At 47.5% G+C, this 23,071-nt stretch carries 19 protein-coding genes; 6 read left to right on the top strand and 13 right to left on the bottom strand.

Features of this window, described 5'->3' with window-relative positions:
• Positions 1 to 68 precede the first annotated feature (68 nt).
• Both HEN33_RS17375 and trhP read left to right on the top strand, forming a co-directional pair.
• Positions 69 to 1,469, top strand: coding sequence for a HEAT repeat domain-containing protein (locus HEN33_RS17375; RefSeq protein ID WP_105287817.1), 1,401 nt, complete (start codon positions 69 to 71; stop codon positions 1,467 to 1,469).
• A 205-nt stretch (positions 1,470 to 1,674) separates the two neighbouring features.
• A complete protein-coding gene (gene trhP / locus HEN33_RS17370) occupies positions 1,675 to 3,036 on the top strand; it encodes a prephenate-dependent tRNA uridine(34) hydroxylase TrhP (protein WP_000476037.1) in 1,362 nt (453 codons plus the stop codon).
• A gap of 519 nt (positions 3,037 to 3,555) precedes the next feature.
• Here the strand turns inward: trhP and HEN33_RS17365 are convergent.
• Positions 3,556 to 3,873: a hypothetical protein gene (locus HEN33_RS17365; protein ID WP_001353116.1), complete on the bottom strand. Its 318-nt coding sequence runs from the start codon at positions 3,871 to 3,873 to the stop codon at positions 3,556 to 3,558.
• A 482-nt stretch (positions 3,874 to 4,355) separates the two neighbouring features.
• Between HEN33_RS17365 and yegS the strand changes: the two genes are divergently transcribed.
• Positions 4,356 to 5,255: a lipid kinase YegS gene (gene yegS, locus HEN33_RS17360; protein ID WP_000807382.1), complete on the top strand. Its 900-nt coding sequence runs from the start codon at positions 4,356 to 4,358 to the stop codon at positions 5,253 to 5,255.
• An 81-nt stretch (positions 5,256 to 5,336) separates the two neighbouring features.
• Here the strand turns inward: yegS and HEN33_RS17355 are convergent, their stop codons facing one another.
• The 8 genes from HEN33_RS17355 to fbaB all read right to left on the bottom strand — a co-directional run bounded on the left by HEN33_RS17355 (position 5,337) and on the right by fbaB (position 12,955).
• Entirely contained in the window at positions 5,337 to 6,110 is a 774-nt protein-coding gene (locus HEN33_RS17355) for a DeoR/GlpR family DNA-binding transcription regulator (RefSeq protein ID WP_001295426.1), read from the bottom strand.
• A gap of 105 nt (positions 6,111 to 6,215) precedes the next feature.
• Positions 6,216 to 7,256 (bottom strand): galactitol-1-phosphate 5-dehydrogenase, encoded by a 1,041-nt coding sequence (gatD, locus tag HEN33_RS17350; RefSeq protein ID WP_176263272.1) that lies wholly within the window; start codon positions 7,254 to 7,256, stop codon positions 6,216 to 6,218.
• A 47-nt stretch (positions 7,257 to 7,303) separates the two neighbouring features.
• Positions 7,304 to 8,659 (bottom strand): PTS galactitol transporter subunit IIC, encoded by a 1,356-nt coding sequence (locus HEN33_RS17345; RefSeq protein WP_000490663.1) that lies wholly within the window; start codon positions 8,657 to 8,659, stop codon positions 7,304 to 7,306.
• Between the two features lie 3 nt (positions 8,660 to 8,662).
• The gene (gene gatB, locus HEN33_RS17340) at positions 8,663 to 8,947 is read right to left on the bottom strand and encodes a PTS galactitol transporter subunit IIB (RefSeq protein ID WP_176263273.1); all 285 of its coding nucleotides are present in this window, start codon (positions 8,945 to 8,947) and stop codon (positions 8,663 to 8,665) included.
• Between the two features lie 34 nt (positions 8,948 to 8,981).
• A complete protein-coding gene (gene gatA, locus HEN33_RS17335; protein WP_000182883.1) occupies positions 8,982 to 9,431 on the bottom strand; it encodes a PTS galactitol transporter subunit IIA in 450 nt (149 codons plus the stop codon).
• Between the two features lie 9 nt (positions 9,432 to 9,440).
• Positions 9,441 to 10,703 (bottom strand): tagatose-bisphosphate aldolase subunit GatZ, encoded by a 1,263-nt coding sequence (gatZ, locus tag HEN33_RS17330; RefSeq protein WP_176263274.1) that lies wholly within the window; start codon positions 10,701 to 10,703, stop codon positions 9,441 to 9,443.
• Between the two features lie 28 nt (positions 10,704 to 10,731).
• Positions 10,732 to 11,586, bottom strand: a complete 855-nt coding sequence (gene gatY, locus HEN33_RS17325; protein ID WP_032184555.1) for a tagatose-bisphosphate aldolase subunit GatY — start codon at positions 11,584 to 11,586, stop codon at positions 10,732 to 10,734.
• Between the two features lie 316 nt (positions 11,587 to 11,902).
• Positions 11,903 to 12,955 carry a class I fructose-bisphosphate aldolase gene (gene fbaB / locus HEN33_RS17320; RefSeq protein WP_000129550.1) on the bottom strand — a complete coding sequence of 351 codons (1,053 nt, stop codon included), beginning with the start codon at positions 12,953 to 12,955 and terminating at the stop codon, positions 11,903 to 11,905.
• A 256-nt stretch (positions 12,956 to 13,211) separates the two neighbouring features.
• Here fbaB and HEN33_RS17315 point away from each other — a divergent pair, with 256 nt between their 5' ends.
• The 3 genes from HEN33_RS17315 to HEN33_RS17305 are packed head-to-tail and all read left to right on the top strand — an operon-like array spanning position 13,212 to position 16,452.
• Positions 13,212 to 14,489 (top strand): nucleoside permease, encoded by a 1,278-nt coding sequence (locus HEN33_RS17315; RefSeq protein WP_000858510.1) that lies wholly within the window; start codon positions 13,212 to 13,214, stop codon positions 14,487 to 14,489.
• The gene (locus HEN33_RS17310) at positions 14,486 to 15,490 is read left to right on the top strand and encodes an ADP-ribosylglycohydrolase family protein (RefSeq protein WP_032184556.1); all 1,005 of its coding nucleotides are present in this window, start codon (positions 14,486 to 14,488) and stop codon (positions 15,488 to 15,490) included. The genes HEN33_RS17315 and HEN33_RS17310 overlap by 4 nt, the downstream gene beginning before the upstream one ends.
• Complete coding sequence (locus HEN33_RS17305) at positions 15,487 to 16,452, top strand: carbohydrate kinase family protein (protein WP_176263275.1); 966 nt, start codon at positions 15,487 to 15,489, stop codon at positions 16,450 to 16,452. The genes HEN33_RS17310 and HEN33_RS17305 overlap by 4 nt, the downstream gene beginning before the upstream one ends.
• Here the strand turns inward: HEN33_RS17305 and HEN33_RS17300 are convergent.
• The 4 genes from HEN33_RS17300 to HEN33_RS17285 form a co-directional block, all read right to left on the bottom strand.
• Positions 16,426 to 17,172, bottom strand: coding sequence for a GntR family transcriptional regulator (locus tag HEN33_RS17300; RefSeq protein ID WP_000434038.1), 747 nt, complete (start codon positions 17,170 to 17,172; stop codon positions 16,426 to 16,428). The genes HEN33_RS17305 and HEN33_RS17300 overlap by 27 nt on opposite strands.
• A 45-nt stretch (positions 17,173 to 17,217) precedes the next feature.
• Positions 17,218 to 18,561 (bottom strand): SWIM zinc finger family protein, encoded by a 1,344-nt coding sequence (locus HEN33_RS17295; protein ID WP_032184558.1) that lies wholly within the window; start codon positions 18,559 to 18,561, stop codon positions 17,218 to 17,220.
• Positions 18,562 to 21,246: a DUF6493 family protein gene (locus HEN33_RS17290; RefSeq protein WP_183083449.1), complete on the bottom strand. Its 2,685-nt coding sequence runs from the start codon at positions 21,244 to 21,246 to the stop codon at positions 18,562 to 18,564.
• Positions 21,247 to 21,291: 45 nt separating this feature from the next.
• Positions 21,292 to 23,071, bottom strand: a 1,780-nt coding sequence (locus HEN33_RS17285; RefSeq protein WP_183083448.1) for a DUF7824 domain-containing protein, incomplete at its 5' end; no start/stop codon positions are given.

Raw genomic sequence — 23,071 nt, 5'->3', positions numbered from 1 at the left:
AGTTACTATCCCTCAGGAAATTATTAATCATGAAATGAGTTTTCTCCTCATAACTGATAAGGAAAATTATGCTCAAAGGATTGCGTACATTATTTACACGCAGGGTTTTGTTTAACGTCGAAATGAATAATTCTGTTGACTGTGAATTATTTCTTATCCAGCAACAACTCCAGTCGATGATAGCCGATCCAGGCAATTATATAGCGCATGATTGTGATCTCAACGATACTCTGGTTCTTTGCCAGCTTACCCATCACCACAATGGATATATACGAGAAAAGGCCGTGCAATGTCTGGGACAAAAAGAGGATGTTGCAGCTATAGAAGAATTATTACTTGCAGCTAATGACTGGGTAAAAGAGGTTCGCCTTGCTGCAACCATAGCGTTACGTCATTTAAAGAAGGATAAGAATGCAGCGGCATTTGCCGTTAATCTTCCCTTGATACGTAACCTTCTCCAATGCCAGCGTTACGATCACCGTGCATTTGTAGACGAGATACTTAGATTTTTATTGACAGAAAATAGCCGTCCACAATTAACGTGTTGGCTTACTTGCCCTGATAAAAAACTCTCCCGCGCAGTATTACAAACGCTGATTGAATATGGCTACTTTAATGATGAATCTTCGCTGCTTTTAATACTCAAGCAGCCCGACGAAGGTTTACGAATGCTGGCGGTCACCCACTGGCTGCGTCAACAATTACCGTTAAGCGAAGCGGTATTAACTCGTCTGTTAAAAGACCGCTGGCCGCGTATTCGACAAGCAACGTTGTTTAGCCTTACTGACCGAGCTATAGAAATTCCTCCGGCGTTGTACAGCGCATTACTGCTGGATAACAATATGTTGATCCGTCTACGCGCTAAAAACATGCTTAATGACGTCATGGATGTTGTGCAATTCTGGCGTCATGTTGTCACCTCGACTGAATATACTCCCTCACAGCGCCGGGCAGCTTTATACGGGCTGGACTCCATTCATGATGCCAATATTTTAAAACTGGCAGAATGGGGATTATCACAGGATGTATTCCCACTGCGATTAGCCGCTATGTATATTCTTGCGAAAGCCAATCCTGATGGTGGTGTCAAAGGGATTATTCTGACCACACTGGCTAACCCGGACGCCTCCGGGCTTCGATTTATGGTTAACATCTGTGTATGGTGTCGAGTTCCGCTCACGTTCGAGGAAATACGTCAGTTGCTGGAAAACGCACCGTCAGTTAAACATGCTTGCGCATATTGTCGGCTGTATCATAACTTGAACAAATGGGCCTGTTTAATTCTTCTTCTGCAATCGCAACACAAGCTAACTGAAGAATTTGCAGGTAAACAGCTCGCGATATGGCAACGCAATTTCAATCTTTCGGGCATTCAACCAAATGCTCCTCAGCGTCAGCAACTTCAGGCGCTTTTTACCTGCAATCCGGAACTTCACAACAAGTTATGGGGTTATATTCCCTTTCTTTAACACCAAATTAAGGTCAACTGATAACAATTGAACCTGACGACTATCGGAATCAAAACGAAATAAATGCGCTCAGTCTTTCCCTTAACATTGTCACTGGAGTCAACCCCACCGATTGCGCTACAATGCCCGCCCTTAAAGTGGGGGCACTCCCCTAACCGCTTCATCAGGTGAAGCGGATCTGACCTGTCATCAGAACGAGAGAATTATGTTTAAACCGGAACTCCTTTCCCCGGCGGGAACGCTGAAAAATATGCGTTACGCTTTCGCTTATGGCGCAGATGCTGTTTATGCGGGCCAGCCGCGTTACTCCCTGCGTGTGCGCAACAACGAATTCAACCACGAAAATCTCCAGCTCGGCATTAACGAAGCCCATGCGTTGGGGAAAAAGTTTTATGTCGTGGTCAACATTGCACCGCACAATGCCAAGCTGAAAACCTTTATCCGTGACCTGAAACCGGTGGTTGAAATGGGGCCGGATGCGCTGATTATGTCCGATCCAGGGCTGATTATGCTGGTGCGTGAGCACTTCCCTGAAATGCCGATCCATCTCTCGGTACAGGCTAACGCCGTGAACTGGGCGACGGTGAAATTCTGGCAGCAAATGGGCCTGACCCGCGTGATCCTCTCTCGCGAGCTGTCGCTGGAAGAGATTGAAGAGATCCGCAATCAGGTGCCGGATATGGAGGTAGAGATCTTCGTTCACGGCGCGCTGTGCATGGCCTACTCCGGTCGCTGCCTGCTCTCTGGCTATATCAACAAGCGCGACCCGAACCAGGGCACCTGCACCAACGCCTGCCGCTGGGAGTACAACGTCCAGGAAGGGAAAGAAGATGACGTTGGCAACATCGTACACAAGTACGAGCCGATTCCGGTGCAAAATGTTGAGCCGACGCTGGGTATCGGCGCGCCAACCGACAAAGTGTTTATGATCGAAGAAGCCCAGCGTCCGGGCGAGTATATGACCGCGTTTGAAGATGAGCACGGCACTTACATCATGAACTCGAAAGATCTGCGCGCCATCGCCCATGTAGAACGCCTGACCAAAATGGGCGTGCATTCGCTGAAAATCGAAGGCCGTACCAAATCTTTCTACTATTGCGCACGCACCGCACAGGTTTATCGTAAAGCTATCGATGATGCCGCTGCGGGCAAACCGTTCGATACCAGCCTGCTGGAAACTCTGGAAGGTCTGGCGCATCGTGGCTATACCGAAGGTTTCCTGCGTCGTCATACTCACGACGATTATCAGAACTACGAATACGGTTATTCGGTTTCTGACCGCCAGCAGTTTGTTGGTGAGTTTACCGGTGAGCGCAAGGGGGACCTCGCGGCGGTAGCGGTGAAAAATAAATTCTCCGTTGGCGACAGCCTTGAGCTGATGACGCCGCAAGGCAACATTAACTTTACCCTTGAGCATATGGAAAACGCCAAAGGTGAAGCTATGCCGGTCGCACCAGGCGATGGTTATACTGTGTGGATCCCGGTACCGCAGGATCTCGAACTGAATTATGCGCTGCTGATGCGTAATTTCTCCGGGGAAACCACGCGTAACCCCCACGGTAAGTGATTAATTTCGATTATTTTTCCCGGATGGAAAATTCTTAGAAACCGATCACATACAGCTGCATTTATTAAGGTTATCATCCGTTTCGCTGAAAAACATAACCCATAAAATGCTAGCTGTACCAGGAACCACCTCCTTAGCCTGTGTAATCTCCCTTACACGGGCTTATTTTTTATGCGTAATTCAATGAAACAGAAGGAAGGATTCATACCTGGTTACCTCCTTCCATTGACCATATCGATAGAATTCCCCATCATAGCACGATGCCTTTCACTTAACGGCATCGTGCTCGCACAGGGTCCGGCTACGCACAGCCAGAACGCGCATGTTTGACGCTTACAAAAAATGAAGCTAAAGCATAGGAATATTTATGCCATCATTTTCTGATAGCCGCATAAAATAAAAATTCTGCTGTAGTTTCATCTATCTGCTTGTCATTATTACTCACATTCAATAATGGTGTTGAAGAATACCTTATCAGAGATAAAAATGGATGTGTCCATGGTAGTCTTGAATCTATTCTCACTCTCCACATTTGAATGTCAGACGCGCGACGCCATGTAATCCTGCCCCTTCAGTCTTCAGGTTAACTATCTGCATTTTTTTGCCCTGAGTAACACAGAAATTAGCTGCATCATTTTTCACTATATTTTCCGCACCAGATATTCTGCCCCTGGCTAAAGATGCTTCGGCTTCAGTGTAGTATTGGTTATCGAGTTTACGCTGGATATTACTTTTATAGGCAAGACCGAATTTACCGATACTTGTCTCATCATTATGCACAGCACAACCAGACATAAGAAAAACACTAATTAATGATATAGCAGCTGTCTTTTTCATCTCACCTTCCCCCATTAAACACCAACGACACTCTCTAGTGTTGAAATATAATAATGACATCATTGTCATTATTGAATAGGATTATAATAAATGTTTTGTGCAGAATTTCCTACATAAGTAGGAAATACAGACATGGAGGCCTATCACAGATAACCTCATAGGAATTATTTAATATAATTGGAATCGTACATTGAGGATGCCATTGCTTTGTTGAATATGATGCATAGGCTCTTTTGAAGTTTGTCCCTGACTACCGTTAATGTTCGCTGCCACGCTGAATCCACAGTAAAATAATGCTTAAGTGCTTTGAGTGATCATTTATGCCGATAAAAACCGAGTGTACCGTTGCCCCCCTTACTGGTAACCACTGAATTCCCCATCCTTGAACTGATTTTTTATCCTCCGATTTTCATCCTGTTCTGACTCCGCCTTTTCTTTTCTGCTCTACACTATCTACAGACCAATCATAAAGGCATACGATTATGGCAGAATTTCCCGCCAGCTTACTGATTCTTAACGGCAAAAGTACTGACAATCAACCCTTGCGCGAAGCAATTATGCTGTTGCGCGAGGAAGGAATGACGATCCATGTGCGGGTCACCTGGGAGAAAGGCGATGCCGCCCGATTTGTAGAAGAGGCCCGGAAGCTGGGCGTCGCAACGGTAATTGCCGGTGGCGGCGATGGCACTATTAATGAAGTTTCCTCGGCGCTGATTCAGTGTGAGGGCGATGACATACCCGCGCTGGGGATTTTGCCACTAGGTACAGCGAACGATTTCGCGACCAGCGTGGGTATACCTGAGGCACTGGATAAGGCGCTGAAACTAGCAATTGCTGGTGACGCTATTGCGATTGATATGGCGCAGGTCAACAAACAAACCTGTTTTATTAATATGGCAACGGGTGGGTTTGGGACACGTATTACCACAGAAACGCCGGAAAAATTAAAAGCAGCGCTGGGTGGCGTCTCTTACATCATTCACGGCTTAATGCGCATGGATACACTGCAACCGGACCGTTGTGAAATCCGCGGTGAAAACTTTCACTGGCAAGGTGACGCACTAGTCATTGGTATTGGTAACGGCCGTCAGGCAGGTGGCGGTCAGCAATTGTGCCCGAACGCATTAATTAACGACGGCTTGCTGCAACTACGCATTTTCACCGGCGATGAAATTCTTCCGGCTCTCGTATCAACCTTAAAATCTGACGAAGATAACCCGAATATTATCGAAGGTGCTTCGGCGTGGTTCGATATACAAGCGCCACACGAAATTACCTTTAATCTTGATGGCGAACCGTTGAGTGGACAAAACTTCCATATTGAAATACTTCCGGCAGCATTGCGCTGTCGATTACCACCGGATTGTCCATTATTGCGTTAATCAAATTTCCCTTTCTTAATTCAGGGAGTATCAGTGTTGCCGGATTCGGTGTACACACCTTATCCGGCATAAAGAACAATGCTACACCGTAATTAATTTCACCCGTGTTTTCTGCAATGCCAGTTTATCCACCTCTGACACGGCATCATCAGTAATAATAATGTCAATTTTTTCGATTGGCAGTACCTGATTAAAACCGCGACGGTTAAATTTCGATGAATCGAGAACGGCAATCACTTTATTAGCGGCTGTGACCATCGCACCGCTAATCGAATAACCTTCATTAAAGGTCGTAATACCATTAACCGCATCAATACCATCAGCACCGACAAACATTAAATCGGCATTAATATCCTGCAATGAACGCTCGGCAATGGAGCCATGCATCGAGCGCGTTTTATGGCGGACCGTGCCACCACAGACGACCAGAGTAATGTCTTTATTTTCGGAAAGGGCAAACGCCGCCGGGAGACTGTTGGTAATCACCGTGATATTTTTGGCGGTCATTAAACCTTCGGCGATAAGCATTGTCGTACTTCCGCTGTCGAGAATAACGGTCATCCCTTCGTGGATCATTTTGACTGCCGCCTGCGCTATTCTGTTTTTCGGCGCGCTGGCGAGCTGAAATCGCTCTTTAAACCCGACTTCCTGGGTCTCGGTTTCACTATTACCGGACATTATTTTCGCCGCACCGCCATGAAAGCGCGTAACCACGCCTTTTTGTTCGAGAAAGCGCAAATCGGCACGGATTGTCGCTTCCGAGGCAGCAAATACTCCCGCCAGATCCTGAACAAGCACGGTTCCCTGTTCATTCACTAATTGGATGATCTTATTCCTTCGCTCGAATGAATTCATCGTCATTTACCCATATTCAATTGTGGCTAGTGTAAACGAAGGGGGACCATTGGTGAATGATCTGTTTTGCACAATACCGGGCCAGCATCACGCTGGCCCGCGGTTTCAGGGAATAAGCAACACTTTGCCCGGCATAGCATTACGAGCGATGTCACGCACCGCCTGGGCGAAGCTTTCAAAGCTTCCACGGTGAGCGATTAATGGCTCCAGACTTAACTTACGTTCTGTCAGCAACCGGCTCGCCGTTTCCCACTCCTGCCCCGGCCAAGGGCTGGAGTAGTTCATCCAACTGCCGATAACCGTCAGCTCTTTACGTAATATTTTGCCAAACGTTGTCGATGTTAAATGCAGATCCTGATGCAACGTGCCCACCAGCGCCAGCTGGGCATGAGGCCCGGCAATCTCTACCGCCAGTTCGACGGTTTGCGGGACGCCAGCCGTCTCGAGGATAAGCTGATTAAAGCGCAGCTCGCGTAAAACGCCCTGCATTTGCGGCGCGCTCATTTCAAGGCTGTTAAATGTTTGCATCGCACCGAAAGATTTTGCCAGTGCCAGTTTTTCTGAGCTAATGTCGATAGCCGTCACACTCTTTGCTCCCAGCGCGACAGCGCACTGAATGGCCAGCAGGCCAATGGTTCCGGCACCAATAATAATAACGTTTTTATTCTCACAACCTTGCGCTAAATGGAAAGCATGCAGGCCAACGGTAATCGGTTCAATAAAAGCCCCATCCTCAATAGGCATATGCGCAGGTAGAGCAAAGACATTTTTCCGCTTAACGACAATATATTCGGCAAACCCACCATCACGCCGTGAGCCAATAAAATCATATTTTGCGCACTGGGAATAAAACCCTTTCAGACACTCTGGACAAGTAAAACAGGGTAATAACGACACACAGGCAACCACATCGCCAGGATGTAAATCATCAACATCGGATCCCACAGCATCAATATAGCCGCTAAATTCATGGCCTAACGTTATTGGATAATAATGTGCACCATTTTTAAAAATTCTGGGTAAATCGGAACCACATAATCCCGAGCTGGCAATTTTTACCCGCACCTCATCCTGATGTTTAATTTCAGGAATGACTCGTTGGGCAACGCGTACGATACCATCAGTATCATTCACCACTGATTTCATAAAAACTCCTGATTATTAAGGGGGATAAACTCCCCCTCAGGTAAAAATTATTCTGCGAGAACGGCTTTCTCTTGTTTAATAAAGCCGCGCGCTCTACGCCAGGTCATGAAAATACCGGTAAGATAAATGGCACCGATAATAATGAAACCGGGAATATTTTGCGGGGAGAAAACCTGAATCAGTAACCAGGTAATGGGAGAACCGCCCTGATCCATTGAAGCCACCATGCCCCCGGCTTTTAACGCCCCAGCATTAGCCGCCAGTTGGGTGTGCAAACCAATAGTTTGCGTCGCGATCCACAGGGTGATGCTCATAATGATGACACCCGAGATTAAGGTGCGGAACAGATTTCCACGATGCACGGCAACTGCCATCGCAACAAAGAAGCCGATGGTGGCAAGGTCGCCAAACGGCAGTACCTGATTACCCGGAACACAAACAGCAATTAAAATGGTGAGCGGGATAAAAATCAGGCTTGCCGATACCACCGCCGTATGCCCCAGCAGCAACGCCGGATCAAGGCCAATCAGGAACTCCTGACCGCCGAACTTCGCCTGTAAACGACTACGGGCCTGCTTAGCGATGGGCGTTAAACCATCCATGATGGGTTTAATCACCCGTGGCATCAGCAGCATAACTGCCGCCGTTTTTACCGCCAGCTGTAATACACCTTTGACATCGTAACCCGCGAGGATGCCGATAATCAGCCCCATCACAAAGCCCACGGTGACAGGTTCGCCAAATGGGCCAAATTTGCGCTGAATATCGTCGGCGCTAAATTTAATACGGTTAACGCCTGGGATTTTCTCGATGATAGCATCCACCAGCACCGCAATTGGCCCCAGATACGCCGACGTACCGTGCGGAATAGCAATGCCTTCCAGCTCAAAGAAATTTCGGGTATCGCGGGCAAACCAGTCGCCGAGCTTATAAACAAACGCCGCGTGAATTACCACACCCGCCATCCCTATCATCCATGAACCGGTTGCCAGATGCAGCAATGCGCCGGTGAAGGTCATATGCCAGATATTCCATATATCAACATTTACTACCCGCGTCATACGGGTCAGTAGCATCGCCACGTTAACCAGAATCGCAATCGGAATCGCCACCAGCGCAATTTGCGACGCCCAGGTCATGGGTGAAGAGCCCGGCCAGCCGACATCGACCACATGCAGATTCAGGTCGAAATTTTCCGCCATCGCTTTCGCCGCCGGGCCAATGGAATCCAGCATTAAGCCAATCACAAGGCCAATGCCAACAAAGCCAATCCCGATATGCAGACCCGCTTTAAAGCAATCGCCTGCCTTCATGCCTAATATCTTAGAAAAAATAATGATGACAATCGGCAACATGACCGTAGGGCCGAGGTCGAGAATATAACGCATGACTTCTGAAAACATAGGTCACCCCTGTAAGATAGTCAGAATTTTATTTTGTAATGCTTCGATACCGACACCAGAAACAAAAGGCATGCCGTGAACTAACGGAATATCGCCAAAACTGCGGTCAACTTTGGCGGTAGTACATATCAAATGCACGCCATCCATATAGGTCTCTATTTCATTAACCCGACACTGGATTAATTCAACAGGAATATTATGACTCTGACACAACTCTTTAATTTCTTCCGCCGCCATCGTAGAGGTCGCAACCGCGCCTCCGCAAGCGACAATTACCTTGCGTTTCATAATCAATCCTTTTTATTGGTACAGATGTTTTTGGTTATTCGGAATCTAAAATATGCTGTGTGAAATATTCCTTTAATTGCGATTCAGAAATGGTGATTAGCGTTTCAACGATATCTGGTTGCTGCAACTTGCCAAATAAGCACCGCAAAAGCTTCAGTTGCTGCTGCGGATTTTCGACAATCAGCGCGATAATCAACGACACCGCCACGTCGTTATCATCATCAGCTTGCTGAAACTTTATTTTATTCGCCGGTCTTAACAGATAAATGGCTGACGACTTAGCATGAATCGCCTCACAATGCGGTATTGCAATGGCGTGCTGTTCAAGCATTATCCCCGTGGGGAATTCTGCTTCTCTGGCAATTAATGCCTGTGGCCAGGTTTCATGAACCACACCTTTCGCGATCATCTCATTACCGATATGAGTTAAAACTTCGCTACGATCGACAAAAGAAATTCCGCTACGAACAAACAGGTTAGTCATATACCGTCCTTATTCCGCACAGCCGTAGCGATAGGCACGCAAAACATCATAAATTTTATCCATAATCAACTGATACGGTATTGCCGATAATTCCCCGGACTGTATGCGTTCAAATTGTTTGGGTAGATACTGACTAATCATGCCCAGTGGGATGTCCACGTCTTCCAGATTCGCCATCATCGTTTCAACGCTATTTTTAATCCGACTATGCGGCCAGTAATAACGAATACGATCCGACAGGCTGTAACGAATATCCAGTAATGAATCGTTAAAACCCGGGCGATAATATTTCTTCCAGTACTGCGGTTCGTCGAGCATCACTTCTTCAATTACCGCCAGGCAACCGCTGCGATTTTCGGGGGCGATAATTTCCTGCTCAATTTGTGCCAACGCAAATATCGCCTCACGTAGAGCAAAGGTTAATGCTGGCCCTACTTTCAAAATTGCAAAGTGATCGCGGACTAATTCCCAATAAGCCGCCCGGGTCTGGTAATCGGTAGAATGTGCTTCATAAACCATTCGGGTGTTTTCTATCCATTGCGCCAGCGCCTGCGCTTCTTGCGGCTGATAATGGATAATATTGCTGTGATCAAATTCCACACCCGGCTGTACCACGATGGCAATCACGCGTGTTAACGCCTCTGCCAGCCCACGAGCAATAAAGGCCTTTTGATGCGTACGTAAAGTATTGGCGGCATCTTCAACCCGGGTAATGTGTACTGACTGAATGGCGCTGGCCTCACCGCCCGGAACCGGAACTTCGGTGCCAATGACATAGCTCAGTTGCTCACGCTGGCAATCTGTCGCCACACTCTCCGCTGCGTGGCAAAGCACGGCAGCACGTTCAGCAACCGTTTCTGGCGCTAATGGTATTGGATCCCCCGCACATGACATTGACGCATCAAGGTGAATTTTACTGAACCCCGCTCGAACATATGCTTTTACCAGCTCGACGGATTTTTCCATCGCCGTATCCGCATTTTCTTGCTGCCAGCAGTTCGGTCCCAGATGGTCGCCGCCGAGAATGATACGCTCACGAGCAAATCCGACTTTATCGGCAATTGCAAACACAAATTCGCGAAAGTCCGCCGGTGTCATTCCGGTATAACCGCCAAATTGATTGACCTGGTTTGACGTTGCTTCAATCAGCACTTTGCGCGTGCTGTTGTGATCGAATGCCAGCGCCGCTTCGATAACCAACGGATGGGCAGAACAGACTGAACATATGCCGATATGTTCACCAGCTTTATGCCGGGCAATTAACGTTTTCATGTTTTTTCCTTGTTAAATGGCAGGTGCGTTATGCCCTGCCCTCGCAGCAACAATCAGCAATCACTTTGCTCACCACATCGCGCATTGCGGATTTAGCCGACTGCAAATAATCCCGGGGATCGGTCGCTTCGGGGTGCTCGGACAGGTAATTTTTTAACGCCTGCGAGAATGCATTTTTCAGCTCCGTTGCAACGTTGATTTTGCATATCCCCAGTTTGATGGTTTGCTGAATATCCTTAGTCGATAATCCTGACGCACCATGCAGCACCAGCGGTAAGTTCACCCACTGGCGAATGTTCTCCAGTCGAGAAAAATCAAGCGCCGGTGCGCTGGCATACATACCGTGAGCCGTGCCGATGGCGACCGCCAGGGAATCAATCCCGGTTGCCTCGGCAAATTCACGCGCCTGAACGGGGTTGGTGTACAACGCATCTGCTTCATTGACTTGCACATCATCTTCCTGGCCGCCAAGTTGCCCCAGCTCCGCTTCGACGCTGACATCAAAGCGATGGCAAAAATCCACCACCTCTTTGACCCGTGAAATATTTTGCGCAAAAGGCAAATGCGAGGCGTCAATCATGACTGAGCGCACGCCAGAACGAACCTTCTGAGCGATATCGTCAAATTTCGTGTGATGGTCGAGATGAATCGCCAGTGGATGGTGATAGTGCTTCGCCATCGCGCTGACCAGCGCCATCAGATTTTCTGTACCGGCATGAGTAAATGTGCCGGGCGTTCCGGCGATGATGACCGGCGCATGCATGCTGGCAGCGGTTTCCACCACCACGTGCATCGTTTCGAGATTGTGAATATTGAATGCCGGAACCGCATAACCGCCGCGCTGCGCGTTGTTCAGCATTTGCTTTGTCGATACCACGTACATTTTCACATCCTGTCGTTTGTTTTCGATATCAAAATATAATGAAATTATTTGTTTTCAAATGTCGAGATAACGATCACAAAAACGACAATATGAAAATTAATCAGAATGACAGGAAAAAAAAACGGCCTCCCGGGGGAAGCCGTAACGAAGTGCGCGTGTTTTTATGCCGGATGCAACGCAAACGCCTTATCCGGCATACGTGGCAGCGCTGTGTAGGCATGATAAGACGCTTCAGCGTCGCATCAGGCATAGGTTGCCGGATGCGGTGTGAACGCCTTATCCGTCCTACGAGGTAGTGCCGTTCGTACGAAGCGTATCAGGCAATAGTGACTTTGTTGTCGAGATAAACGTCCTGCACAGCGTTAATCAATTTCACGCCATCAGCCATTGATTTCTTAAATGCTTTCCGCCCCAGAATCAGCCCCATACCGCCTGCGCGTTTATTAATTACCGCAGTACGCACCGCATCACTAAGATCAGTTTCACCGCCTGCTGCGCCACCGGAGTTAATCAGCCCTGCGCGCCCCATATAACAGTTGGCTAACTGGTATCGCACCAGATCAATCGGGTTTTCGCTGGTCAGCTTGCTGTACACACGATCATCGGTATAACCGTAATTAATCGCTTTATAGCCGCCATTATTCTCCGCCATTTTTTGTTTGACGATATCTGCGCCGATGGTCGCCGCCAGATGGTTCGCCTGGCCGGTCAGGTCAGCGGAAACATGGTAATCAACGCCATCTTTCTTAAAGGCTGAGTTACGCAAATAGGCCCACAGCACAGTCACCATGCCCAGCTCATGCGCGCGTTCAAAGGCCGCAGAAATTTCTTCAATCTGACGACGTGACTCTTCCGAGCCAAAATAGATAGTCGCACCAACCGCCACCGCGCCCATGTTGAACGCCTGCTCCACGCTGGCATACAGCGTTTGATCGTAGGTGTTCGGGTAACTTAGCGTCTCGTTGTGATTGAGTTTGACGAGGAATGGAATGCGGTGCGCGTAGCGCCGCGATACCGATGCCAGCACGCCGTAAGTTGACGCCACACAGTTGCAGCCCGCTTCGATCGCCAGTTCCACAATGTTTTTCGGGTCAAAGTAGAGCGGGTTAGCTGCAAATGAAGCCCCGGCAGAATGCTCAACGCCCTGGTCAACCGGCAGAATAGAAAGGTATCCTGTGCCGGCCAGACGCCCGGTGTTGTAAAGCGTCTGCATATTACGTAACACTGCTGGCGGGCGATTATTGTCGATCATCACGCGGTCTACGTAATCATGTCCGGGGAGATAAAGCTGGTCAGAAGGAATAGTCATACAACGGTGCTGTAAAAGGTTGTCGGCGTCTTTGCCAAGCAACTGCGCAATATCTGTCATTACTATGCTCCCGTAAATTCCGATTGGATATCGGCTATGGATTGTCCTGGCCCACCTTTTGCGGGCAATCATAATCCTGGTCGTTACGGGCTGGTTTTTCCATCTTTTGGGTGTTTTTTCAGCGTTTTCTGTTGGCACGATTCATCAGAAAAAGTGTTACAGCGGTCAAGCTTTCACCGCAAAGGTATTTAAAAGGTATTATTAAGTGGTATTGTCAGCGCGTACCTTACATTACCTGTCATGAAGGAATTAAAAGATGAAAACAACAGCAAAGCTGTCGTTCATGATGTTTGTTGAATGGTTTATCTGGGGCGCGTGGTTTGTGCCATTGTGGTTGTGGCTAAGTAAAAGCGGTTTTAGTGCCGGAGAAATTGGCTGGTCGTATGCCTGTACCGCCATTGCGGCGATCCTGTCGCCGATTCTGGTTGGCTCCATCACTGACCGCTTTTTCTCAGCGCAGAAAGTGCTGGCGGTATTGATGTTCGCTGGTGCGGTGCTGATGTATTTCGCTGCGCAACAGACTACTTTTGCCGGGTTCTTCCCGTTACTGCTGGCCTACTCACTGACCTATATGCCGACCATTGCGCTGACTAACAGCATCGCGTTTGCTAACGTCCCGGATGTGGAGCGCGATTTTCCGCGCATTCGTGTACTGGGGACTATCGGCTGGATTGCCTCTGGCCTGGTCTGCGGATTCCTGCCTCAGATGCTGGGATATGACGATATCTCACCAACCAATATTCCACTGTTAATTACCGCCGGAAGCTCCGCATTGCTCGGTGCGTTTGCCTTGTTCCTGCCAGACACGCCGCCAAAAAGCACCGGCAAAATGGACATTAAAGTCATGCTCGGCCTGGATGCGCTGATCCTGCTGCGCGATAAAAACTTCCTCGTCTTTTTCTTCTGTTCATTCCTGTTTGCGATGCCTCTGGCGTTCTATTACATCTTTGCCAACGGTTATCTGACTGAAGTCGGCATGAAAAATGCCACCGGCTGGATGACGCTCGGCCAGTTCTCTGAAATCTTCTTTATGCTGGCATTGCCGTTTTTCACCAAACGCTTTGGTATCAAAAAGGTATTATTACTTGGTCTGGTCACCGCCGCGATCCGTTATGGCTTCTTTATTTACGGCAGTGCGGATGAATATTTCACCTACGCATTACTGTTCCTCGGTATTTTGCTGCATGGTGTAAGTTACGATTTTTACTACGTTACCGCTTACATCTATGTCGATAAAAAAGCCCCCGTGCATATGCGTACCGCCGCGCAGGGACTGATCACGCTCTGCTGCCAGGGCTTCGGCAGTTTGCTCGGCTATCGTCTTGGTGGCGTGATGATGGAGAAGATGTTTGCTTATCAGGAACCGGTAAACGGGCTGACCTTCAACTGGGCCGGGATGTGGACTTTCGGTGCGGTGATGATTGCCATTATCGCCGTGCTGTTCATGATTTTTTTCCGCGAATCCGACAACGAAATTACGGCTATCAAGGTCGATGATCGCGATATTGCGTTGACACAAGGGGAAGTTAAATGAAAACAGAACGTATTCTCGGTGCTCTTTACGGGCAGGCGTTAGGGGATGCGATGGGTATGCCGTCCGAGCTTTGGCCGCGCTCCCGCGTCAAAGCACACTTTGGCTGGATTGACCGTTTTTTGCCTGGCCCAAAGGAGAATAACGCGGCCTGTTATTTTAACCGCGCCGAATTTACCGACGATACCTCGATGGCGCTGTGTCTGGCAGATGCGCTATTGGAACGTGAAGGCGAGATCGACCCGGATCTGATTGGGCGTAATATTCTCGACTGGGCGCTACGTTTCGACGCCTTTAACAAAAACGTACTAGGTCCGACCTCGAAGATTGCTCTCAACGCCATTCGCGACGGTAAACCTGTTGCTGAACTGGAAAACAATGGCGTGACCAACGGCGCGGCAATGCGCGTCTCGCCATTAGGTTGTTTACTTCCGGCGCGCGATATTGACTCTTTTATTGATGATGTGGCGCTGGCCTCCAGCCCGACCCATAAATCCGATCTGGCGATTGCGGGGGCGGTAGTCATCGCATGGGCGATTTCTCGTGCCATTGACGGAGAAAGCTGGTCAGCGATTGTTGATTCACTGCCCTCAATTGCGCGACATGCTCAACAAAAACGCATCACTACCTTCAGCGCCTCACTGGCGGCACGTCTGGAGATTGCGCTTAAAATAGTGCGCAATGCCGACGGCACCGAATCCGCCAGCGAACAGCTTTATCAGGTTGTTGGCGCAGGCACCAGCACCATTGAGTCCGTGCCGTGCGCCATTGCGCTGGTTGAGCTGGCACAAACCGATCCGAACCGTTGCGCCGTCCTGTGCGCCAATCTTGGCGGTGACACTGACACCATCGGCGCCATGGCGACGGCTATTTGTGGCGCGTTGCATGGCGTTAACGCTATCGATCCTGCGTTAAAGGCGGAACTGGATGCGGTAAATCGGCTTGATTTCAACCGCTATGCCACGGCGCTGGCGAAATATCGTCAACAACGGGAGGCGGTATGAGCGGCGCTCGATTACACACGCTGCTGCCTGAATTAACTACGCGTCAGCCGGTTATGGTGATTGGCGCGGCGGTCATTGATGTGATCGCCGACGCCTACGCCCTGCCCTGGCGCGGGTGCGATATCGAACTGAAACAGCAGAGCGTTAACGTTGGTGGCTGCGCACTGAATATTGCCGTGGCGTTAAAGCGCCTCGGCATCGAAGCGGGCAATGCCCTGCCGCTCGGCCAGGGTGTGTGGGCGGAGATTATTCGCAACCGGATGACGAAAGAGGGATTAATCAGCCTCATCGATAACGCCGAAGGCGATAACGGCTGGTGTCTGGCGCTGGTTGAGCCTGATGGTGAACGCACGTTTATGTCGTTCAGTGGTGTGGAAAATCAGTGGAATCGCGAATGGCTGGCGCGATTAGCCGTTGCGCCTGGCAGCCTGCTCTATTTTTCCGGTTATCAACTGGCCTCGCTCTGCGGTGAATTGTTAGTGGAATGGCTGGAGAGTCTGCAAGACGTGACGCCGTTCATCGATTTTGGCCCACGTATTGGCGATATCCCGGACGCATTACTGGCGCGGATCATGGCCTGTCGACCTTTAGTGTCACTCAATCGTCAGGAGGCTGAGATTGCCGCCGAACGTTTTGCTTTATCCGCAGAGATAACAACACTTGGCAAGCAATGGCAGGAGAAATTTGCCGCGCCGTTGATCGTTCGTCTCGATAAAGAAGGCGCATGGTATTTCAGCAACGACGCTTCTGGCTGCATTCCGGCATTTCCAACGCAAGTTGTAGACACCATTGGGGCGGGCGACAGTCATGCCGGTGGCGTACTTGCCGGGCTGGCCTCTGGTCTGCCACTGCCGGATGCCGTATTACTGGGCAATGCAGTGGCGTCGTGGGTTGTCGGGCATCGCGGCGGTGATTGTGCGCCAACGCGCAAGGAACTACTCCTCGCACACAAAAACGTATAGGTCGCTGCGACAGTGGCTGATGCTGTACTCAATAGGCCGTTGCTGTTGGTCAAGCGCCACTTGCTTGATCACCAGCACCGGTATTTTACTATCTAATTGAATATGTGACTGAAACTCGGCATCCGGCATCCGGGCGCTAACGCGGGAACGCGTACGTTGTGGGTAAATGTGCTGGCTGCGGAAGTAGTCATAAAGAGAAATTCCGATGGCATCAACATCATGAATTAAATGCGCAGGAACCCACGATTCCTCAATAGAGACCGCTTCTTCATCAACATAGCGAATACGCTTAAGCAAAAAGACATCACTTCCTGCTTCGACCGCCAGCTGCTGCGCGACTTCTTCGGGACATTTCACGACGCGCTTGTTAACCCATAGCGTATCGGGCTTTTTCCCGCGCAACACCACCTGCTGAGAAAATCCTCGCGCTTCTTTTAACGAGTATTCAAAGATGTTATTGATCTGCGTGCCGTAGCCGCGCGAACGCGTCACCACGCCCTCTTCTTCCAGCGCCTGCATCGCCTTGCGCACCGTAATACGCGAAACGCCGGTTAACTGACTTAAATCGCGCTCGCCGGGTAAAATATTGCCATGTTCCAGCACCCCGCTGCGCACGGCATTTTTCACCGTTTCGGCAAACTTAATATAAAGCGGCGTGTTATCCGCCGCTAAAATACGTTCGTTCAGTTGGGCAATCAGCTGGGTATGCGCTTGTTCCATTTGTCTTTTTCCAGGCGATGAGTCTGGAGGGAGTATATCACGCACCTATTGCCTTAGCAGTTTCTTCACCGCCAGAACATGTTTGCATGGCCCCCTTTCGCCCTGATATTTACTGAACCATTCGCAGGTACAGCGTTCACCATTTGCATCGAGAATGACGGTATGCCGTACTCCACTCCCTTCAACTCGCGCCTCTGTTCTGGCTGGCTGCTGGCTAATAATTTCAACTTTGTTCTCTTGCAGTAATTTCTCAGCCCCTTTCAGACGGGGATTCAGACTCATTATGCGGGAGAGTTTGAACGGCAACTGGCGATAAAAATAGGCATTATCGGTAAGGTCGTAACCCAGTAATCCCATTGCCGCCAGTTGCGCGGCCAGTGTGTCGGTTTTTCCCAGCCACTGACTGCCACCAGAAGCAAAAAATGCCGGACTAATAGTCTGGTTGGCCTGTGCCTGTTCGTCAAAAATAGTCAGCCAGCTCTCGTCAATCCCTTCATTTAGCGCATCCAGCGTCGCTCCCTCGCCAGAAAATCCACGCCAGCAATCACGAGATAACGAAAGCGTAAAACGCAAATCGCCAAACCACAGTTGCCAGGTGGTGGATTGCATATCCGGTTGCGCAAAAACCTGCAAGCAATCAACAAAAGGTAACAAGGGTTCCAGTAAGCGCAGACGATGCAGCCCGCCGATACAAATCGCATTAACTGATTTTACTGGCGAAAACTGTGGTGTCGTACCACGCACCTGTAAATAGTAATCGGTTTTCACCTGTCCTTTGGGTAAGGAACGAAACAGTTGCTGCGCCTGGACTTTAGTAAACTGGTGGCCTTTTGCCGACTGAGCAAGGTAGACCTGTACGCTACTCAGACCTTTGATCCATTTCACCGGAAGTGGCACTTTGCGTTCAATAACCTGGTGATTTTCCAGATGTAACCCCACCGATTTCTGACCGACGGATAAGGTAACAGCTTCACTATTGCTTACCCCTGCTAATGCCGAGAGCATAGGCTGGTTAAAATCGACATTGGTCGTGCCGCTTTGTAAAAACTCTCCGTTTAAGCCATCGGGCAAAATATCAAGCCGCGCATAGACCCCGGCACAGTGGGAAAATCCTTCAAAACGCACCCGCTCATTTCCTGCGCTGACAATGGGATCTTTCAGTAGCGCCAGTTGCGCGGGCGAAAGGTTAAAGCTCGACTTCACCACGTTGGAAAGGGCAATTAAACAACGCGCCATCAAAAAAGGTTGCCTGACCTGACCGACAAAAAAACAGGGAGCGTCAGACGCCTTTTGGATCTCGCTGTATTTCGCCAGGCGTAATTCATCTTTTCCGTTTGTTTTGTGCAAAGCGGATGGGATGTTGTAACTATAAGTGAGTGTCTCTTCCATTTATGACTTCCTTGTAAGTTCGAGTTGCAGCTCATTGAGCTTTTTGTAATTGGTGATTTTTACCGTGCTCAAATGGCTGTCCATTGCACTTATCATCTCAAGTAATGCCTGATTGTGGCGGGAACTGATATTGATAAGCGCCTGCATGGCGAGATCGGTAAAGCGTTTGAGTGGCGACCAGCTCTCTTTTTCCAGCCGACCAAGGATGTCGCCGATGTGGGCAGAATTCACACCTTGTGGATAACGCAGTTTTTCAATCCATAGTTCACCAGCAAGAGCACGCACCGTTTTGTCGGCATGAAGCATGCAAAAAGCGGTGAGTAGATGGCCCATGGGTGTTAGTGGCAACGGGAGATCGTAAAGTGCCTGAAGGATTTCCAGATTAGACTTCGTTGATGAAATGTTTGGATCATGAAAATTCACTTCTATATAACGCATGAGTGTGACATCACCCTGCCAGGGAAAAGCATACAGCGTTCGCCGCTTATACCCTCCGCCAAAGTAACTGTATTTACAGCAAGGCATGAAACTGTCAGCATAGAACAAAGTCATCTCCAGATTTTGAACAGCCGTCGAGACGTCAAAATTGGATGTTCGGGCAGGGAAGCGAGTTTTGTTTTCCCTGATAAACCAAGGGAACATATTGCTTAATAACTCCATCGGTAACGCATGTTTTTCCAGCAACGCATACCCGACATCAAAAGACGTCGTGTCAGGGTTAACCGCACTGCGGGTAATAATGGCCGCAAGTTTCCAATCATCCTGCGCGATCTGTGCTAATGCGTCCTGCTCGCCGGAAAACAAATATCGCACTAATGCGGCATATTCGGTGTTAAGTTGTGAAATATCAAGCTGAGTGTCAATAAATACACATCGTTGAATCGCAAGTTGCATATCCTGACTACAAGGTTCTACACCCGCATTTTGGTATTGTAAAAGACGCTCTATAAACACCGTAGGGTCAATAAAGCAAGGCAGATGCGTGGGTGTTGAAAGCAAAGGCAGATTAACGTTGTTATTTAATAGAATCAGAGTGTTTTTGAAAAATGCAATCCATGAGAGGCTTCTTTTTTTGTCCTCTTCATCATAGGAATGAAACCCCCAGTCTATCTTTTTCCATTTGTCAGTTGTATTTTTTAGACACTGATATTCCTCATATATTATTTTAATTGTTGCTGTCTGTAGTGGAAAACGTGAGATAAGTTCTGCCGCATATTCCATAAAAAAGAAACCCAACATCCCGTCCAAGAAAGAAATATGTTCAGATGTTTCCAGCGCCTGCATAAACGCAGGTTCCAGTTGATTCACATTCTCTTCATTAATTTCAGGAGCAAAACGTAACAATGCAGCCGGCAACAGGTCAAAGTGATACGACTCGACGTTATGAAATGCCTGTCCTGCCAGGAAGACAAAATCATCCCAGGTTTCAATTGCGGGGATACGGTTATCATCACGAATCAGTGGCAATACGGGAGAAAGTTCAGCAGATTCATCGGGCGCAAGCGGTGTGATATCAAGAAAGTCGGTTAATAACTCACGAGCGCTTGTAAGCAGATTATCGCCATAACTGCTTAATAACGTGCTTATTTCTGGATCTAATGGACTGGCATATTTTGCAATTAACTTTGCTGCTTTATTTTGTAGCCCGACATCTTTATTAAGGAATACCGAGGTGAGGTGTTGGCAGATTTCAAATCTTTTATCAGGGTGCTGTTTCGCCAGTTTATCAGCAATCGTTAATGCGCTATCGACAATACCTTTAGTGGTGAAAGAAAATAACTGAGGAAGGCAGGAAATAAACTCATCACGGTGAAACTCCGGATGTTCGGATATTTTTTTGATTGCCTGTAATGCCGTAGTGCCAGGTTTACTGTGCGGGCAATAAAATGTCGAGAAAAGTGCTTCCTGAAGTTGCAAACATTCGTCCGCTGTCGGTTGCAGCGAAGTAAATAGCGTGGCGTACCAACATGTTTGTTCACGATTAAAGTTACGATTGACCGCAAGTAAGCTTTCTTTTAATACTCTTATTCTGTCGATGCGTTTGTCCATAGTATATTTTTTGAAGAAATATATCCATTTATGATCATCGGCACCCTCAGGTTTACTTTCTTTCGGATACCACTGATCTGACAATGAAACACCGCACGGATAATTAAACACCATCCAGATATGATCGTCTAAAGAAAAACGATGTTTTTCAAGATTTGATGCAGAAGTAATTTTATTAACAATAACCTGCGGTGTAATATTACCAACATATCCTTCGGCAATCCAGTCGCAGAGAGTGGCATAACTTATTGAAAAATTTCCACCTTTAATATCACCATTAATATAATCAGTAAGCCATTCCGGGCTGCGCCATTTGAGTGTTTCTTTAACTGCATTATTAGAATTCAATAAGTTACGTTCAATATTTTTACAGTCTTTTCGTGCATAGCAACCGATGATCGCAACACTAAGCATCTGTAACTGATTTTTTGTACCGTTTTGCTTGTAACTTCCTCCACGAAGACCGCCGATGCTTACTTCATACCATTGATAGGCACCTAATCGTTTCACGTCTTTCTTTATAAGCGGCACCAAATTTTTCCGCTGCTTATCATCCAGCGACTTCAGAAATGCTAATAACTGCTCTGAATTCCCTGATTCAATAATTTTGCTGTATTGTTCTTGAGTCGTATCCATTACTCTTTCCCTGAATATCAATTTTTATACGTGCTAAATTAGCTTTTACAATGCTGCTTCAAGTTCCTGCCGTAGCCCAGTCAGCTTTTTGTAGTTGGTGATTTTTACCGTGCTCAAATGGCTGTCCATTGCACTTATCATCTCAAGTAATGCCTGATTGTGGCGGGAACTGATATTGATAAGCGACTGCATGGCGAGATCGGTAAAGCGCTTTAGTGGTGACCAGCTCTCTTTTTCCAACCGGCCCAGGATGTCGCCGATATGGGCGGAATTCACACCTTGTGGATAACGCAGCTTTTCAATCCATAATTCTCCGGCAAGAGCACGGACAGTTTTGTCGGCGTGAAGCATGCAAAAAGCGGTAAGTAGATGTCCCATGGGTGTTAACGGCAAAGGCAATTCAAGCATTGCCTGCAACAAGTGGATCGTGTCACGTGGCTCGTTATATTCTGTTTTAAAGTGGTATTCGATAAACCGCACTAAAAAAAGATCGTGAGCAGCGGGAAAAGAAAATAACAGTCGTTGCTTATCTGTTTCCCAACCATTCGATGTTTTCATAAAACTAAAGGCATAAAAAAGTCTGGTCTTTTCCTGCTGCCAGTATCGAGAAATATCAAAGTTCAATTGTTTGTAAGAAACTATCTCCTTTGAATAAGGTACTGTCTGTGTTTTTGTCTCAAGGCACCATGAAAACTCATTAGAGATGATATTTGCAGGTAAATTGTTTTTGCTTAGCAAAATCAAACCGTATTCGAATGACGTTAAATCATAGTGACTGGTATTACGTGTAATAATGGCTGACAATGCTAAATCATCATTTTCAACACATTTAAGTGACTTCACATCACCATGGAAGAAATATTTTAATAGCGCAGTATCATTTTGGTTAAGTCCCGCTAAATTAATTTTATTTTCAGGGATCACGCAACGTTGAATAGCAAGTTGTAAATCGAAATTATCAGGAACCTGAGTTACCTCTTGATATTTTCTTAACCTTTGCACAAGAGTACAGGGTTCAATAAAACACGGCAAATGCGTCGGAGTTGAAAGAAGTGGCACCTGGCTTGATTTTTGTAGCAAATGTAGGACATTTATTAATATATCAATCCATGGCTGAAATTTTGCTTTGGTAGATTTTTGCCACTCATGAAAACCCCAGTTAAGTTTTAAGTTCTTATTTTCATTATTAATTAATACAAGATATTGATTATACTTTTCAAGTATGTTTTCGTTAGGTAATTTTTTAAGTAAATAACCAGAAAACTCAAGGATAAATGTTGCAAGGATTTGATCGAATGCGCCAACTGATGAAGAACCGGATTGCAATGTTTTCAGCGCCAGACCAAAAGCAGGCTCCAGTTGACTAAGATTATCTTTATTAATCTCAGGCGCAAAACGTAACAACGCTGCGGGAAACAGGTCAAAATGATACGATTCCAGGTTAAGACACGCTCTACCTGCAAGGAAGACAAAATCATCCCAGCTTTCAATTTCTGGGATACGGTTATCATCACGAATTAGTGATATAACTGAGTGCAATAGCAACGCTTCATCAACAACCGGGGGTTTGCTATCAAGAAAATCTGTTAATAATTCTTTAGTGCCAGTAAGCAAATTATTAATATAACTATCCAACAATGTACTCAACTCAGCATCTGTCGGATCGGCATACTTAACAATTAGTTTTGCAGCTTTCTCCTGAAGGCTGGCATCTTTATTTATAAAGACACCGGTGAGGTTATAACAAATTGTCATTCGTTTATCAGGATATTGACTCGCCAGTTTATCGGTCAGTATTAAAGTACTATTCAAAGTACTCTTAATT

Source organism: Escherichia sp. 94.0001, from assembly GCF_013369155.2.
GTDB lineage: Bacteria > Pseudomonadota > Gammaproteobacteria > Enterobacterales > Enterobacteriaceae > Escherichia > Escherichia coli_F.
Note: the sequence above shows the minus strand (reverse complement) of the source record. Positions and strands in the feature narration are given on the sequence as shown.